The organism is Bradyrhizobium sp. USDA 4473 (genome assembly GCF_054063335.1).
In genome coordinates this window covers 199,893-215,888 of sequence record NZ_JBSSGE010000001.1, presented here as the reverse complement: position 1 = coordinate 215,888, position 15,996 = coordinate 199,893, and the positions used below count along the sequence as shown (strand labels likewise).

At 63.4% G+C, this 15,996-nt stretch carries 16 protein-coding genes, 1 tRNA gene and 3 pseudogenes; 8 read left to right on the top strand and 12 right to left on the bottom strand.

What is annotated here, in order from left to right:
- Positions 1-47: 47 nt before the first annotated feature.
- On the top strand, positions 48-383 hold the full coding sequence (locus ACVW17_RS01010; protein ID WP_456756284.1) for a hypothetical protein: 336 nt from the start codon (positions 48-50) through the stop codon (positions 381-383).
- Here ACVW17_RS01010 and ACVW17_RS01005 read toward each other — a convergent pair.
- Positions 370-564 (bottom strand): hypothetical protein, encoded by a 195-nt coding sequence (locus ACVW17_RS01005; RefSeq protein ID WP_456756603.1) that lies wholly within the window; start codon positions 562-564, stop codon positions 370-372. The two genes, ACVW17_RS01010 and ACVW17_RS01005, sit on opposite strands and share 14 nt — an antisense overlap.
- Between ACVW17_RS01005 and ACVW17_RS01000 the strand changes: the two genes are divergently transcribed.
- Positions 536-1,183: a QcrA and Rieske domain-containing protein gene (locus tag ACVW17_RS01000; protein ID WP_456750064.1), complete on the top strand. Its 648-nt coding sequence runs from the start codon at positions 536-538 to the stop codon at positions 1,181-1,183. The genes ACVW17_RS01005 and ACVW17_RS01000 overlap by 29 nt on opposite strands.
- 70 nt (positions 1,184-1,253) lie before the next feature.
- The gene (locus ACVW17_RS00995; protein WP_456750063.1) at positions 1,254-2,984 is read left to right on the top strand and encodes a methanol/ethanol family PQQ-dependent dehydrogenase; all 1,731 of its coding nucleotides are present in this window, start codon (positions 1,254-1,256) and stop codon (positions 2,982-2,984) included.
- Positions 2,985-3,113: 129 nt separating this feature from the next.
- On the opposite strand, the gene ACVW17_RS00990 is transcribed toward ACVW17_RS00995, so the two are convergent.
- The 3 genes and pseudogenes from ACVW17_RS00990 to ACVW17_RS00980 all read right to left on the bottom strand — a co-directional run bounded on the left by ACVW17_RS00990 (position 3,114) and on the right by ACVW17_RS00980 (position 6,211).
- Entirely contained in the window at positions 3,114-3,386 is a 273-nt protein-coding gene (locus ACVW17_RS00990) for a hypothetical protein (protein ID WP_456750062.1), read from the bottom strand.
- Positions 3,387-3,440: 54 nt separating this feature from the next.
- Positions 3,441-5,757, bottom strand: a pseudogene (locus ACVW17_RS00985) (molybdopterin cofactor-binding domain-containing protein).
- A 1-nt stretch (position 5,758) separates the two neighbouring features.
- On the bottom strand, positions 5,759-6,211 hold the full coding sequence (locus tag ACVW17_RS00980) for a (2Fe-2S)-binding protein (protein ID WP_212011495.1): 453 nt from the start codon (positions 6,209-6,211) through the stop codon (positions 5,759-5,761).
- Between the two features lie 541 nt (positions 6,212-6,752).
- Here ACVW17_RS00980 and ACVW17_RS00975 point away from each other — a divergent pair.
- Positions 6,753-6,827: transfer RNA gene (locus ACVW17_RS00975), tRNA-Glu, on the top strand.
- 58 nt (positions 6,828-6,885) lie between these two features.
- Here the strand turns inward: ACVW17_RS00975 and ACVW17_RS00970 are convergent.
- Together ACVW17_RS00970 and ACVW17_RS00965 are read right to left on the bottom strand one after the other, a co-directional pair.
- A complete protein-coding gene (locus tag ACVW17_RS00970) occupies positions 6,886-7,620 on the bottom strand; it encodes a hypothetical protein (protein ID WP_456750060.1) in 735 nt (244 codons plus the stop codon).
- Positions 7,621-7,658: 38 nt separating this feature from the next.
- Positions 7,659-7,973, bottom strand: coding sequence for a hypothetical protein (locus ACVW17_RS00965; RefSeq protein WP_456750059.1), 315 nt, complete (start codon positions 7,971-7,973; stop codon positions 7,659-7,661).
- A 3-nt stretch (positions 7,974-7,976) separates the two neighbouring features.
- Here ACVW17_RS00965 and ACVW17_RS00960 point away from each other — a divergent pair, with 3 nt between their 5' ends.
- Positions 7,977-8,579: a hypothetical protein gene (locus ACVW17_RS00960; protein WP_456750058.1), complete on the top strand. Its 603-nt coding sequence runs from the start codon at positions 7,977-7,979 to the stop codon at positions 8,577-8,579.
- A 19-nt stretch (positions 8,580-8,598) separates the two neighbouring features.
- Here the strand turns inward: ACVW17_RS00960 and ACVW17_RS00955 are convergent.
- Positions 8,599-9,895 (bottom strand): annotated as a pseudogene (locus tag ACVW17_RS00955) (MFS transporter).
- 95 nt (positions 9,896-9,990) lie between these two features.
- Here ACVW17_RS00955 and ACVW17_RS00950 point away from each other — a divergent pair.
- Positions 9,991-10,587: a TetR/AcrR family transcriptional regulator gene (locus ACVW17_RS00950; protein WP_456750056.1), complete on the top strand. Its 597-nt coding sequence runs from the start codon at positions 9,991-9,993 to the stop codon at positions 10,585-10,587.
- Between the two features lie 235 nt (positions 10,588-10,822).
- On the opposite strand, the gene ACVW17_RS00945 is transcribed toward ACVW17_RS00950, so the two are convergent.
- Together ACVW17_RS00945 and ACVW17_RS00940 are read right to left on the bottom strand one after the other, a co-directional pair.
- Positions 10,823-11,200: a hypothetical protein gene (locus tag ACVW17_RS00945; RefSeq protein ID WP_456750055.1), complete on the bottom strand. Its 378-nt coding sequence runs from the start codon at positions 11,198-11,200 to the stop codon at positions 10,823-10,825.
- Between the two features lie 32 nt (positions 11,201-11,232).
- The gene (locus ACVW17_RS00940; protein ID WP_456750054.1) at positions 11,233-11,790 is read right to left on the bottom strand and encodes a DUF3990 domain-containing protein; all 558 of its coding nucleotides are present in this window, start codon (positions 11,788-11,790) and stop codon (positions 11,233-11,235) included.
- A gap of 301 nt (positions 11,791-12,091) precedes the next feature.
- On the opposite strand from ACVW17_RS00940, the pseudogene ACVW17_RS00935 reads away from it, so the two are divergent.
- Positions 12,092-12,274 (top strand): annotated as a pseudogene (locus tag ACVW17_RS00935) (BrnT family toxin); the annotation flags it as partial.
- An 88-nt stretch (positions 12,275-12,362) separates the two neighbouring features.
- On the opposite strand, the gene ACVW17_RS00930 reads toward ACVW17_RS00935, so the two are convergent.
- Positions 12,363-12,776 (bottom strand): hypothetical protein, encoded by a 414-nt coding sequence (locus ACVW17_RS00930; protein WP_456756602.1) that lies wholly within the window; start codon positions 12,774-12,776, stop codon positions 12,363-12,365.
- A gap of 832 nt (positions 12,777-13,608) precedes the next feature.
- Positions 13,609-13,710 (bottom strand): DUF3606 domain-containing protein, encoded by a 102-nt coding sequence (locus tag ACVW17_RS00925; protein WP_456750053.1) that lies wholly within the window; start codon positions 13,708-13,710, stop codon positions 13,609-13,611.
- 426 nt (positions 13,711-14,136) lie between these two features.
- Here ACVW17_RS00925 and ligD point away from each other — a divergent pair, with 426 nt between their 5' ends.
- On the top strand, positions 14,137-15,060 hold the full coding sequence (gene ligD / locus ACVW17_RS00920) for a non-homologous end-joining DNA ligase (RefSeq protein WP_456750052.1): 924 nt from the start codon (positions 14,137-14,139) through the stop codon (positions 15,058-15,060).
- A 237-nt stretch (positions 15,061-15,297) separates the two neighbouring features.
- On the opposite strand, the gene ACVW17_RS00915 is transcribed toward ligD, so the two are convergent.
- Complete coding sequence (locus ACVW17_RS00915; RefSeq protein WP_456750051.1) at positions 15,298-15,792, bottom strand: ferritin-like domain-containing protein; 495 nt, start codon at positions 15,790-15,792, stop codon at positions 15,298-15,300.
- Positions 15,793-15,996 lie beyond the last annotated feature (204 nt).

Below are 15,996 nucleotides of genomic sequence, written 5' to 3'. Positions count from 1 at the left end.
TTCGAAGAGACCTGCTGCGACGTAACTTGCAAAGATAGAGCCTTGTGATGACCGACACCGCTGTGACCGAACCGACCCCCGACCAGGCCGCGCTGATCGCGCGGGTGCGGCGCATGATGCTGATCGCGGGCCTGACCTCGGCATTGGCCGTGGCCGTCGTGTTGATCGCCATCGGCTACCGCCTTTATCGCAGCGAGGGAAGCCCTGTTTCGGTCTCCGATGTCACTGCTGCGCTGCCGAAGGGCGCCCGCATCGTCGCAACCGGCGTCGCCGGCGAGCGTTTGATGGTCACACTCGATATAGGCGGTGCAACAGAGATCCGCACATTTGATGCAAAGACGCTGAAACCTGCCGGCAGGCTGAGCTTCGTCAACGAGCCCTGACGCTCGCAATCGCGAAGCCGCGGCGCTTCGATCGACCAAAGGCTGCAACCAAAAGCTGCAAATCATTCGCTGCATATTTTTTGCGCCTGCGTTCGCGCATCGAGAAGGTGTGCCGCCATCTTTTCGGCCGAGTTGCACGTTCAGCTTGCGCCATGCCGCGATCCAACTCCAACGCTTCCATCGAACAATCCGGTGAATCCGATGCAGCAGGGGCGTGCACCGACCCGACACGCCGTGCGCTGTTGACCGCGCTTGCGGGCTGCGCCTGTCTCGCCGCGATCGAGCCCGCAGCCGCCGACGATGACGAACAGCCCGGCGCCAGTGAGCGGCCGCAAAAGGCCGACGTCCTGGTGCGCGCCGAAGGCGACAAGGCCGGAGAGGTCATCAAGTCGGATGATCTGAAGCTCGGCGGACCACCGCTTCGTGCCTGGCCGCAGGATCCGAAGACCAACGTCATCCGCAAGGGTTCGCGGCTCAACGAGGTCGTGCTAGTCAAGCTCGATCCAAACGAGCTCGACGATGCCACGCGCGCCCACGCAGCCGACGGCATCGTCTGCTACTCGGTCATCTGCTCGCATGCCGGATGTCCGATCACCGCCTGGGTGAAGCAGGATCAAGGCGACAAGAACGTTCTGAAATGCCTCTGTCACAACTCCGAATACGATCCGCGGCAGAATGCGCAGGTCGTGTTCGGGCCGGCGCCACGTCGCCTCGCGGCATTGCCGCTGACGGTGGCCGACGGCGCGATCACGGTCGCAGCGCCATTCGTCGGGAAGGTGGGTGCTCAGCAAGGAGGATGAGGCCGCACCGGGACTTCTGCATGACCTAAACAAAACTGAAAAATAAAACAGAGCAGGGAGGTAGCATCTGATGACAAGCAAGCAGTGGTTACTGTCGAGTTGTGTCGCATTCACGTGCCTGATGTCGACCTACGCCGTCGCGGGGCCGATCGAAAACTACAGTTCGGTGACGTCAGCGCGTCTGGAAAATCCCGAACCCGGCAACTGGATGCTCTATCGCCGGACCTATGACGGACAGGGCTTCAGTCCGCTCACTGAGATCAACACGTCCAACGTCAAGGACCTCAAGCCGGCCTGGACCTTCTCGACCGGCGTGATCGAGGGCCACGAGGCGCCGCCGATCGTCAACAACGGCGTGATGTTCGTCGCGACTCCGATGGGGCAGGTGATCGCCCTTAATGCCAAGACTGGTGAAGAGTACTGGCGCTACAAGCGGCAGCTGCCCGACGATCTGTTCCAGCTGCATCCGACCAGCCGCGGCGTCGGCCTGTGGGAGGACAAGCTCTATCTCGCGACGACCGACGACCACGTCGTCGCGCTCGACGCCAAGACCGGCAAGGTGGTCTGGGACACCAAGGTCCAGGACTACAAGAAGGGTCAGTACATGACGCTGATGCCGTTGATCGTCGACGGCAAGGTGATCGTCGGCGGCTCCGGCGGTGAGTTCGGCGTGCGCGGCTATGTGGTCGGCTTCGATGCCAACAGCGGCAAGGAGCTGTGGCGCACCTTCACCATCCCCGGCGAAGGCGAGCCCGGGCACGAGACCTGGAGCGGCGACGACTGGAAGTCGGGCGGCGGCTCCGCCTGGATGACCGGCACCTACGACAAGGACACCAAGACGGTCTATTGGGGCGTCGGCAACGCCGCGCCGTGGCCCGGCTCGATGCATCCCGGCGACAACCTCTACACCAGCTCGGTGCTGGCGCTCGACCCCGACAGCGGCAAGATCAAGACCCACTTCCAGTATCACCAGAACGATTCCTGGGACTGGGACGAGGTCGATGCACCGATGCTGATCGACATGCAGCGCGACGGGCGATCGTTCAAGAGCCTGGTGCATCCCGGGCGCGACGCGATCTTCTGGGTGCTGGAGCGCAAGCCGGACAAGATCAACTATGTCGCCGGCTGGCCGTTCGTGAAGACCAATGTCTGGAAGGGTGTCGAGGCCGAGACCGGCCGGCCGATCCTCGATCCCGACCACAAGCCGGTGCTCGGCAAGCGGGTCGAGTTCTGCCCGTCGCTGTGGGGCGGCAAGGACTGGCCGTCGGCGGCCTATAGCCCGAACACCAAGCTGGTCTATGTCCCCGCCAACGAGAACTTCTGCGGCGGCTTCACCGGCGAGAAGCAGCCCCTGGTTCCCGGCCAGCTCTGGCTCGGCACCAAGCCGGAGGACATCGGCCTGATCCCGGCGCCGAATGCCGATCATTTCGGCGAGTTGCAGGCGTGGGATCCGGCCACCGGCAAGAAGGTCTGGCAGCACGACTACAAGACCTCGCAGCTGTTCGGCGCGGTGACCGCGACCGCGGGCGATCTGGTTCTCTCCGGCGGCACCAACGACCGCGCCTTCCGCATCTTCAACGCCAAGACCGGCGAGCTGTTGTGGGAGCAGAAGACCAACTCCGGCATCATGGCGATGCCGATATCCTATGAAGTCGACGGCAAGCAATACATCGCAGTCCAGTCGGGCTGGGGTGTCGACGCGCAGCGCATCCAGGACGCGCTCGCCGGCAAGGTTGCGGGCTTCGAGAACAACGTCCCGCAAGGCGGCGTGATCTGGGTATTCGCGCTCGACAAGAAGTAGGCGCGCGAAGAGAGCTTCGGTTCTGATCAGGTCAGAGCCGGAGCTCGAGAGCGCTTTCAACCGACAGGGGGCGATGCGATCGGGAAGCGGCGGCTGGGGAGACCGCCGCTTCCCGGTCCGCGCTTTGCGTTATTTACCCTCTCGCTCGACCTTGCTTTTCGCGTCCTGGTTCATCTGCTTGATCTTGGGATCCTTGCTGGCCTCGCCGGTGGTTTGGTCAGCGGTCGATGGCGGGCCGTTGCTCGGCTCCGACGTCTGGTCGGGCAGCACCCTGGCCGGCCGCGTCGCAGTTGCGGGCGGTGGCGAAGTGGTTTGCGCAAGTGCGGTTTGTGCCGCAAAAACAATGACGCCCGCGGACAGGATGGCCGCGAGCGTCCCGAATGGTTGAGGTGGGGTTCTCATCGATCTGCTCCAGTGGACCGATGAGAACGACCCGTCCCGCCTAACGTTCCAGCCTCAAATCTCCAGCTGCTTGCCGATCGGCAGCGCGCGGATGCGCTTGCCGGTGGCGGCAAAGATCGCGTTGATCAACGCTGGCGCAAACGGCGGCACGCCGGGTTCGCCGACGCCGCTGGGTGGTGTATCCGCGCCGGGCGGCACGATGTAGACGTTGGTGATTGCAGGCGACTCGTCGATCCGGATCACCGGGAAGTCGTCGAAATTGCTCTGCTGCACCTTGCCGTCCTTGAAGCTGATCTCGCCGTATTTGGCGAGGCTCAGCCCCATGATCGCAGCACCCTCGATCTGCGAGTGGATCCGTTCCGGATTGACGTAGGTGCCGCAATCGATCGCGGTGTCGACCCGTGGCACCGTGAGCTTGCCCTTGTCGTCGACCGCCACCTCGACGATGGTCGCGATGTAGCTGACGAACGAGCGATGCACCGCGATGCCGAGACCGTGGCCCTTCGGCACCGTGCGTCCCCACTCGCCCTTTTCGGCGACCAGCTCGACCACCTTGCGCAGCCGCGCGGTGTCGATCGGGTAGCTGTCATAGGGCTCGCCGTAGTTCCAGGGATCCTTCACCGAAGACAGGTTGACGATCCGGGGCGATCCGATCAGCTCCAGCAGCATGTCCTTCTGGTCGCGGTTCGTCGCATGCGCGATTTCCCCGACCATGGATTGCACCGCGAAGGCGCGCGGGATGTTGGAGACCGAGCGGAACCAGCCGATCCGCGTGAACGCGGCCGCTTCCGGATTTTCGCACTGCAGATTGGCGATCTCGAACGGGTTGTCGATCAACCCCATGCCGAGCTCGAATGGCGCCTCGTGGTTGGCGCCGGCGGCGAAGGTCGAGGCGATGGTCGGCGCCACGCTGCGGTGCCGCCACGCAATCACCTTGCCGCTCTTGTCGAGGCCGGCCTCGATCCGCTCCACCGATACCGTGTGCAGGAAGTCGTGATGGACGTCGTCCTCACGGGTCCACTGCACCTTGACCGGCGCGCCGAGTTCCTTCGACAGCAACGCCGCCTCCAGCGCGAAGTCGCATTTCGACTTGCGGCCGAAGCCGCCACCGAGCAGCGTCACGTTGACGGTGACATTGTCCTCGGGAATCCCGAGCGTCTTGGCGACATCCTCGCGGGTGCCGCCGGGGCTCTGTACGGGCGCCCAGATCTCGGCCTTGTCGCCCGTCACATTGGCCACCGCGACCGGCGGCTCCATGCTGACATGGGCGAGATGCGGCAGGTAGTATTCGCCGACAATGACCTTGTCGGCGCTCTTCAGCGCCGCATCGACGTCGCCCTCCTTGCGCACCACGAGGCCAGGCTTGCGCGCGGCCTCTTCGAGCGACGCACGATAGGTGACGGAGTCGTATTTGGCGTTGGCGCCGTCATCCCAGACGATCTTCAGCGCATCGCGGCCCTTGATCGCGGCGCCGGTGTTGCGTGCGATCACGGCGACGCCGGCCGAGCGGCTGGAACTTGGACGGCCACGGCCAGCCCTTGACCTCCATCACCTTCTCGACGCCGGGCACCTTCAGCGCGTCGGCGTCATCGAACGACTTGACCTTGCCGCCGGTGACCGGCGGGCGGGCGATGACAGCGTATTTCATGCCGGGCAGGCGGGTGTCGGCGCCGTAATGCGCCTTGCCGGTGGTGATGTCGTGCAGATCGACGATCGAGACCTGGCCCTTGCCGAGATAGCGGAAGTCCTTCGGGTCCTTCAGCTTGAGGCCCTCGATGCTCGGCACCGATTCCTTGGCGGCGTCGGCCGCGAGATCGCCGAAGCCGATCTTTCGCCCGCTCGCGCTGTGCACGACTTCGTGGTTCTGCGCCTTCACCTCGGTCGCCGGCACGCCCCATTTCTTGGCGGCGGCGGCTTCCAGCATGGTGCGCGCCGAGGCGCCGATCTGGCGCATCGGAATCAGATAGTGCCGCGTCGAGCGCGAGCCGTCGGTGTCCTGGTTGCCGAACTTGACCTCGTCGCCATGCGCCTGCTGGACATGGACGCGCGACCAGTCGGCCTCCATCTCCTCGGCGACGATCAAGGGCAGGCTGGTGCGGACGCCGGTTCCCATCTCGGAGCGATGCGCCAGGATGGTGACGGTGCCGTCGGGCGCGATCGCGACGAACACGCGCGGATCGACCACGACGCCATGCGGCATCTTGCCGGCGCCGGTCTCATAGGCGAACGCCTGGCGCGTCATCACTGGCGCGGCGAGCACGAACGAGCCCGCGATGCCGAGCCCTTTGAGGATGCTGCGGCGCGAGAGGTTCTCGACCTTCGCGTGCTTCTCGAAGCCGCGAAGCTTTCCCGGATTGGTGCGGATATTCATGTCACACCCCCGTCGATGCGAGATGCACGGCATTCTCGATCCGCTGATAGCAGCCGCAGCGGCAGATATTGCCCGACATGGCTTCGCGGATCTGGTCGTGGCTCGGCTTCGGGTTCTGGTCGAGCAGCGCGGCCGCCTGCATGATCTGGCCGGCCTGGCAGTAGCCGCATTGCGGCACGTTGACCTGGCGCCACGCCTTCTGCACCGGATGGTCGCCGGACGGATGCAGGCCCTCGATCGTGGTGACCTCGCGGCCGACCACGTCGGACACCGCGGTGATGCAGGCGCGCACCGCCTCCTTGTCGACGATCACGGTGCAGGCGCCGCACAGCGCCTGGCCGCAGCCGAACTTGGTGCCGGTCAGGCCGGCTTCGTCACGGAGATACCATAGCAGCGAAAGGTTCGGGTCGCCGTCCCAATTCTGTTCCTGGCCGTTGATTTTTAGTTTGATCATGGTCTGTCCTCGCTCTTCTTTAAGCTATTGACCGGTGCGGCGCGGGGCGCGGAACGTCTTCCATCGCCAGCGTCCGCTGATGTCTGTTGTTGCCAAGATGTTGGTGAGCCAAACGGTCGTGCCTGCGGGCCTGCGCTTTGTTCCAAGCACTCCTCTCGCTTGTCCGGCGCCGTGCAGGCGCAGCATGGTGAAGGGCTGCGATGTTAGCAGAGGCGGGCGACGGGTGACTTCACAGCCAGGTGTTTTGCATTTCCATTTGGCGAAAGCAGGGCCGTGCACGATGCAGAGATGACATCCAAGGGTGGTCCATCAAGGGTGGTCATCAAAGGTGGTCATCATGCAATCAGCGCGGGCGGCACCGCTGGCCCGCGCCGATGTGACACGTGCGACCTTCGAGGAGCGCGCGCAGGAAGCGTTCCCGGGCCCATCCGTGCCGAAACCGCGGGCACGGCATGGTAAGCATGGATGACAAAATCCCCGCCGCAATGCACAAGCCACCTTGCGGCGGGGCGATTTCAAGGCTATTGCCTTGCCTCTCAACGCTCCCTTCGTCTAGCGGTTAGGACGCGGCCCTCTCAAGGCTGAAACAGGGGTTCGATTCCCCTAGGGAGCGCCATGCCGGCCAAGACCGTGCCGGCTTTGGCAAGATGGCCGCGAATGCGTTCGATCCGGGGTCAGGCCTCGTCGCCAAGATCCTGATTGCCAGGATCGAAATAGACCACTTTATCCATGACGCCGCCCGCGAGCGCTACCTTGTAGACGGCTTCGGCAAAGCGCCTGTCGTCCGCTGCCCGGCCCGGATTGCCATCGCCGATGCGCTGCGGCAGCAGCATGGAGACCGGCTTGAGCATTCCGATCTCGAACGGGACCAGGACGCCGGCGGTCATCGAGAACGGCCCGGGCGTGAGCAGCCTCGTGGCAAACAATTCTCCATCTTCCATCGAACTCTCGATCCCGATGTCGAGCAGCCACACTTTCGTGTTGCGGAGGATGTCGGTGGCGATCACGCCTATCGCATCGTGGCGCTGCTCGATCAGCAGGATCGCGAACTGCGACCTTCGCATGGCATCCAGCACCAACTCTTGGTCGGACTGCGCCTCGAACCTCGCCGACTTGGCGTAGCGGTCGATCGCCCGCGAACGACCCCGCGGGGCGGTGTAGATCGCAAGGTCGTAGACATAGTACATTTCGTCGATGTCTTCGAGCAGCAGCGTCTTTCCCCGCGCCAATCCGAGCCTGCGGGCCTGATTGAGCAGCGCGTCGCCGGACAGGGATTTGAGAGCCTCCTCGTGAAGGTCCTTGGAGATGTCCCGCAGCTGCAGGTAGCGGGCGAGGAGGTCCTCGGACGTCGAAGGCATCTCGCCGCCCGGGGCGAAGCGCGACTGCTGTTGGGCGAGGGGAAGGGCCATGAAACTCTCTCGAATTGGGCCGCCAGCCTTTCGTATCGTTACCGCTGCGGCTTGATTCGCGAAACCGCGATCTCCATCATCGGCGAACCGATCCGCCCGGTCGAGACGGGCGGCCCGAATCCTGCGTCGATTGGTGTGCCGAGAATTGCAATGAGCCGGAAGAATCGGGTTCCCCTCGCCGATCGTGTCGCGAGGGCGGCGGAAGCGCGCTTGCCGCCGAGCAGCTTGTCAGCGCCGTCGATATTCTGGTCCGGATCGGCTGGCTTGATCCCGGCGCGGTCGAGCGCTGGCGCCGCGGGCAGATCGATTGCCTGGAGGAGGCGATTCAGCTCGATCCGTCGCGCATCGCGCAAGCCATGCAGCTGCTCCAGGCCTGGGCGTCCGCCAGGGGATTGTCCGCGGGAGAGACGGCGTACGTCGATCGCACGCCGCAGCGCCGCCCGTTGCGCTTCAGCCGCAGCGGACATCCCGCGGTCGAGGCGTCATACCGAACCCATTGGGTCTCGTCCGAGCTCTCTGAAACGAAGCGCGCGCGTCTGGAGCAAAGGGCCAGCCGCGCCCCGGAACTGGTGGTCATCCAGCCCTTGAACGAGGAGTGGCGATGTCATCGCTGCGGCGGCACCGGCGATCTCCTGATGATGGAGAATCCCGGTCCGGCGTGCCTGCGTTGCGTCGGCCTCGACGATCTCGAATTCCTGCCGGCCGGCGACGCAAAGCTCACCCGGCGCGTCAAGGCGAGCAGCGCCCGATATGCCGTCGTCGTGCGCTTCAGCCGAACGCGCGGCCGTTACGAACGACAGGGCCTGCTGGTCGAGCCGCGCGCCCTGGCGCATGATCCGGAAAAGGCGAAGCGGTTTTCCGAAAAGATCATGCTCAAACAAAGAGCTGAGCAAGAGCGAAGCGACATCCGGGGAACGGTCCGTCCCCGCATGTCGCGTGAGCTCATGCGTGCTGCCTGATCGCACGTCGTCCGCGGCCTCACGCCGCGGCGAGCACCGGTTGCGCCGGCCTCCGCGTGATCATCAGCGACAGTACGGCGGCGATGATGCCGGTCAGTCCTGCGATCATGAAGGCCTGCAGGTAATCGCCCTGCGCGGAGCGCATGAAGCCGGCGAAGAACGCGGCGCAGGCGGCGCCGAGCTGATGGCCGGCGACCACCCAGCCGAACACCAGCGGCGCGTTCTTGTCGCCGAACGCTTCGTTGGCGATGCGCACGGTCGGCGGCACGGTCGCGATCCAGTCGAGACCGTAGAACACCGCGAACACCGACAGGCTCGCAAGCGAGAAATCCGAGTAGGGCAGGTAGATCAGCGACAGGCCGCGCAGCCCGTAATACAGGAACAGCAGCTTGCGTGGATCGAAACGGTCGGTGAGCCAGCCCGACAGCGTGGTGCCGAACAGGTCGAAGAATCCCATCAAGGCAAGCAGGCTCGCGGCCTGCACCTCGACGATGCCATGGTCACCGCAGAACGCGATCAGATGGGTGCCGACCAGGCCGTTGGTGGTGAAGCCGCAGATGAAGAAGGTCGCGAACAGGAACCAGAACGCCCGCGTCCTGGCGGCGTGCACCAGATTGCTGAGCGCGGCGACGAACGGATTGCCCGCCGCCGGCGGCGCGGGCTGATCGTCGTGCCGGCTGCCGAACGAGCGCAGGCCGACCGACGCGGGCCGCTCGGGCACCAGAACATACACCAGCGGGATCAGCGCCGCGCAGCATGCGGCGACCGTCAGCACCACCGGCTTCCAGCCGCCCCACGCCACCAGCGCCCGCGAGGCCCGGCATGAAGATCAGCGTGCCGGTCGCGGTCGACGCGGTCAAAAGCCCCATGACGAGGCCGCGATTGCTGGTGAACCAGCGATTGACGATGGTGGCGCCGAGCACGTTGGCGACCGCGCCCGAGCCGATGCCCGACAGCAGCCCCCAGCTCAGGAACAATTGCCACGGCGCGGTCATGAAATAGCTCGCGCCGGTCGAGGCCGCCATCAGCATGAGCGCGCCCAGCACCGTGCGGCGGATGCCGAAGCGCTGCATCACCGCGGCGGCGAACGGGCCGGCGAGGCCGTAGAGGAAGATGCCGACCGCGGCCGACGACGAGATCACGCCGACGTCCCAGCCGAACGCCTGTTGCAGCGGCAGCATCAGCACGCCCGGCGTCGCGCGCAGGCCGGCGGAGGCGAGCAGCGCCAGGAAGATCACGGCGACGACGACGAAGGCGTAATTCTGCCCGAACGGGCGTCTCGACACGGGGGCGGCTTGAAGCGGGGTGCTTGGCATGTTACTTACCGGTACGTATTGCGATACGCCGTGTATACGTACCGGTCAGTAACATTGTCAAGCGGGCCGCGTGGAAAAATCCGGGAGGAGCCGTCATGAAGAAAGCCGTCGAGCCAGCCGCGGAGCGTCCGGCCAAAGCCGCCGACCGGATCCGCGCCTCCGCGGCCGAGCTGTTCTACCGCGAGGGCATCCGCGCGGTCGGCGTCGACGAGGTGGTGGAGCGGGCTGGCGTCACCAAGCCGAGCCTCTATCGCAGCTTCGCCTCCAAGGACGATCTCGCCGCCGCCTATATGCGCGACTACGAGGCGAACTTCTGGGAGAATTTCGAGAAGCCCGGCGGAAAATCCTACACTGATCCGCGCGAGCACGTGCTGGCCTATATCCGCGTGCTGTCGACGCGCGCCGTGCGCGAGGGCTATCGCGGCTGCGGCCTGACCAACGCCACCGTGGAATATCCGTCGCGCGACAATCCCGCACGGCAGGTCGCCGAAGCGCACAAGAAGCTGTTCCGCAAGCGCCTGCGCGAGCTCGCGTCCGGCATGGGCGCGCGCCACCCCGCGGTGCTCGGCGATGCCCTGCTGCTGCTGATCGAAGGCATCTACGTCACCGGCCAGCAGTCGGAGGAGGGGCCGGCGCAGTCGGCGCTCGCGGTGGCGAAGCTCCTGATCGATGCGAGCGTGGCGAAGGGGTGAGGCGATCGGTTCAAACCCAACGCCATCGCGCTTCGGCGTTCCGCAGCCCGGGTGAGCGAAGCGACACCCGGGGAGGTCCGCCCCGCATATCGCGTGGGCTCATGCGGGCTACTTGCCGTCATCGCATTTGCATGAGGCGCAACAGGGCGAGCGAAGCGGTGGGCATGCGCCCCTGGTGAGTGGCCGAGAGGCCGGGCGAAGCATTGGAAAACGAGGCACTACAAGTTGGCGCAGATCAGCCGGCCTTCGGTCTCAGGCCGGCGCCACGATACACGTCCAGGACCTGGTCGCGGGTTGGGCGGTCGGGATTTTGGCCGTTCACAAGCGAGTCGTAGGCAAGAAGCTCTTCCTCGGACAATTCACGAAGAGACGCACCAGCCAGGACGGCAGCGGTTTGAAGCGGCGAGTCGTGATAGACGAACAGGTCCCCATTGTCGGGAAGCTCTTCGACACGCTTCCGCATGTTCTGCGCGGCTTGGTGGGCGTCATGCTCCGATTGGTGAAAGACCTTATGGAGGCACACTTCGACGAAGCTCCAGTAGTCCGCCATGAACTGAGGAGAGAGGTCGGCGCGTGTCGCAGCGGACCTGGGAGTTCTTTCGCCTGATGCCATAAGGTACCTCAAGCTCGTCCAGTCAATCCATCCTAGAACAAAGTCCGCTTAGGGTCACTGTCATTTGCTTTCTTGAAAACGATCGGCCGCTTCAGGACGGCGGTCGCCTTCGTGGTATGAAAGCTGATCTGGTCGCAATCCTTGATCACCAGGAGCTGTGGCCAAAGGGTTACCGGGCCGTAGACCACGTCGTAGGCCGCCGATGGTCCCACCCTTTGATGGGGTGGAAAGCCGATCCGGCAGTCTGACACGAGCGCCCAAAAGTCCGGCGTCTCCAGGACAAAAGACAGGCTTTCGAGCGCCGCGAGGTCGTCCCGGCTCAACGTAAATTGGATAATGACGGCGACAGCCGGCGGGCTCGGAGGAGACACGCTCAAATTGATGCCCATCGCGCGGCGGTTCGCCCATTGCTCGGCCTGGTGCAGGGACGTGGTCACGTAAAACCCCTGGCCAAAGTCCGTGCGCGGGCGGCAAAGCGCCAGATTGATCGTGAGGGGCAAAGAGCTTCCGGACGTGATGCCCGACGCCCTGACCGACTGGCTGTCCGTCCCGTGATAGACGATGAGGTCCTTATTCGACCACTGCGGCACGTCGTTCTACCAATCTGATGTCAACGCCAAGGTTTCAAAATCAATCGCGGCTCAATACGGCAGACTGCGCCCGGCGGCTCAACGGCGGCATATGATCATGTGGAACCTTGGGTTGTCCATGGGGGCGCGCTCACCTTTTCGACGTTTGGCAGGCCGCGCCTGCGGCGGGCAGCCGCGTCGGGTGCGAGACTTTGCGAATGCTTCCATTGAACGGCATTTTCAGAACGGAGCAAGCGTAGCCCGGATGAGCCAGCGGGTCGCGCGAACGCGCGCCCGATGACAGGCTCCGCGACATCCGGGAATGGCTCGTCCCCGCATGTCGCTGCGCTCATGCGGGCTACCCGCTAGACTAGACGCCGGTTGGGACGAACCGAAGCGGCTCGCCAATCTCGACAAGCACGACATGGACTTCGCTGATCTCGACGAGCGGTTCTTCGACACGGCTCTGGTTCGCAAGGCCAGGCTCAATCGATACCAAGCGATCGGCATCAACATGCGCGGCGTGATTTCGGTGGTCTTCGCGATCTGCGGCGCGGAAGTGCGCCGCAATTGCTGTCACCACGATTGCCCGGTCAATGCCCGGGCGAACAGCCGAGTGGCTGGCAGGCATGGCCCGGAATGCAGATGCAAATGGTGCTGCCGCCGGGAGGCGGGGGCGGTGGGTCGAGGTGGGTCGGCGGGATCGGCGGCGCGGAAATCGGCAGCCCATCTCCGTCAAAGGTGCAGCTGTCCGTGTCCCCCAACATGATGTAGTGCGGCTTGCCGTCGCTTTGCAGCCAGGTCTTGTTCGGCGATGACGCCGACTGCTGGTAGACGTCCAGTCTCGAATACGAGGTGACGGTGGTCTTGGGCGCGCCGCTCGCGGCGTAGCAAACCGTCGTGCAGCTTCTGTCGGGACAACTGAACGATTCCTGCAGCGTACCTTCGATGGCATGGGCCTGCGTTGCGGCGAACAACAGAAGCACGGTACCGACCACCCACCGCATAGTTCGCCACCCCTGCAAAAAATGAAAGTAAAGCTGCAACCCGGAATTGCAGTGAGCGTGCACTCAATTAGTGCCTGATGCAATCGCTTGCATCATACTTGTCCCCTTGCTTGCGTGATGCGCGCCGTTGACAGCGAAGACCGTTTGTCGGCCGCTTGAGGCCTCAATGGCTCAGGAAGAGCAAAAGACCGGCCGCGATCCACAGCGGCGACAGGCTCAGCAGCATGGTCAGCCAGAACTGCAACTCTCTTTGGATGCGGGTGCTTCCCTGCATGGCTCATTCCTCGCTCTTTGGGGGAAATCAGCCTGCTCCGTGGGGCAGGGCTCATCATTAACCCACATCAGTTTGTGACTGAATTTTCCGCTTTTTCCCGGCCTGTCGTCCTGGGGACACACGCATGGAACCAGCTGCATCTGGTTCCGAGCAGCACCGGAACGCGATGGCATGCGCGCCAAAGAAAAAGACCCCAGATCGGGGAAAACCGCTGGGGTCTGAGTCAACACTTTGGTCGTCAGACGCTGCGATCAACAGCGCCTCCAGCGAATCCACGCGTAATTGGTTCGCATGCGTCACCCTATCGAACTCGGCGGATACGAGCAGTCGGGCGCATTGCATGGCTCCATGCTGCCGATTTTTGTTAGTCCCCGACCAGGAATAAGTCCCAGCGTTCCGGGGAGGAACGTCGGGACTGAACGTGGAGCGCCAACTTGGGGGCCGGAAAACGCATCCACGATCGCCGGATGTTCCCGGCGGCCTGGGATCGTTCCTATCGTGCCGCCTGCTTTGGCTTTGCAGGTGCCCGAGCGCAAAACCGCCAATGTCGTGCCTTCTTCATTGCCCCGGAGCCAAGCCCCGTTCAACGCGCTTGCGGCTGTTGCCGACCTTCTCGACAGCCTTCTGCACCGACGCGGTGGATTTGCCGGTCTTCTGCATCTCGTAGCGTTCGCTCAAATCGATACTACGATTCACATAGTGAAATGACGCCGCCGCCGGCGGATGACCAACTGACGGATTGCATCTGTCTATTGGGGGCGCCCGTGAATTACGTTGTGCAAGCCAGGTTCCTCGTTCGGATGGGAACCTCTGGCTGGATGGTCTATGACCGGGAGCGGAAGGGGCCTGCTCTTCTCAGGAATGGCGATGTCGCCCAGAAACTGACGAGGGAGCGAGCCGAATTCATCAAATGGCATCTCGCAATTGAGGAGCGCAAGCGCGAGGGGCAATGAAATCCTGCTCGATCATTTTGAGCGCGCGCTAGCGATTGTCGACAGGATTTAGGTTTCGGTGACAGTGCACTTAAGTTGAAAGCACTGTCACCGTAATGGCAGTTTGAATCATTCATTGTTTGTGAGTTGCGTCGTGGCGTTTCAGCGGAGGAAGCCCGAGCCGATCGGGACCAAGGCGCGTTTTCCTGGCTTCATTGCGCCGGTGCTAGCGACGCCGATCGACAAGGTGCCGAGCGGCGCCCGCTGGATTCACGAGATCAAGTTCGACGGCTATCGCGTCCAAGCTCATCTCGCCAATGAAGAGGTGAGGGTCTACACCCGGCGGGGCAATGACTGGACCAAGCGATTCAAGAAGATCGCCGACGATGCCTGGCATATCTCCGCGGCCTCCGCGATCATCGATGGTGAAATCGTGGTACCTTCGCCAAACGGCACCACCGATTTTTCAGTGCTGCAGAACGAACTTCGCGGCCACTCGACCCGGATCGTGCTGATTGCCTTCGATCTGCTCTATCTCAACGGCCGCGATCTGCGAAAATTGCCGTTGAAAGTGCGCAAGGCCGTGCTGAAGAAGCTCATCGCTGGCACGGAAGTCCAGTTCAGCGAAAGCTTCGAGGTCGACGGCCGCGAGATGTTCGCCCATGCCTGCAAGCTCGGCTATGAGGGCGTGGTCTCGAAGGTCGCGGACAGCGTCTATCCGACGGGTACGCGCAGCCGCGACTGGGTCAAGAAAACCTGCGCCCAGCGCGAGACCCTGACAATCGCGGGATTTGCACTGGACGGCAACGAATGGGACGGCATCTATCTCGGGAGGCGACAGGGCGATGAACTGATCTACGCGGGCAAGGTCGACCACGGCTTTGACAAGGCTTCGGTCGCTGATTTGCGCAAGCGCCTCACTCCGCTGATCCGCAAGACGCAGCCCTACGCCAAGCGCATCAGGCACAAGGGCATATGGGTCGAGCCGAAGGTGCTGGCCGAGATCGAGTACCGCGCCAAATCCGGCGAGGGAAAGGTACGGCATCCATTCTTTCGAGGCGTGCGAGAAGACCTATGAGCAAGCCTCCCTGCATCTTTTGCGATGACACAGGATGGGTGTGCGAGAACCATCAGGACCAGCCCTGGACCGGCCCGCACGCCTGCATCTGCGGCGGTGCCGGCGTGCCCTGTCCGGCCTGCAACCAGCCGGATGATGAGGGTCTGCCTCGTTTGCCGCAGGGCTTCGAGCCAGATGAATGAAGCGAGGCTGGAGACGGTACCTCAGCTCACATCGCTGCGCGCAACGGGCTGCTTGCTAGGCAGCCTGCTCGTGCGCCACATAGTCCATCGTGACCTTTGCGACATTGGCGTCGACCCAGGCAGCCATGCGCTCCTCCTCGCGAAGCGACGCCTCGAGCGGAGCGCGCGCGGCTTCCATGCCGGCCGCGGGGCAAAGCGCCAAAAGGGACTTGTAGGCGGCGATCTCGAAATGCTCGAACGCGTTATTGGCGAACGTGTTCTTCAGGATCTCGTCACCCGCCATCGAATGAGCCATCGCCATGGCGTTTGCCGCGACGGACTGCGTCGCATCCTTGAGCGTTGAAGTCGTTTCCCCGCATTTTTCCAGGCACTCCTCCAACCGGCTCAGTTGTACTTTTGTCTCCTGGAGGTGATCGGCAAGTTTTTGCTTCACCTCTGGATAATCGTCCAGCCGCCCCGATTGACGTTCCATCAATTCACGCGCCTGGATCTCCATCGCGTGAGCGTTCCTCAAACCGACGACGAAAATGTCGCGAGCTGTCTGTGCCATCTCTTCCTCCGCTGGGTTCACTGAAAGCGAGAACAGCGTGGATCATTCAACGTTCCTAGCCCGGATCACCTTGTCGCGGCCGATGCCGATCGCCGCAGGAACCGGCCTGCGCAATCGATGTTTGTTGATGATGACAGTCCAACGCACAATTCGATGTTTCAGTTTCGGTGACAGTGCACTTAAGTTGGTGTTTAATGCACTGTC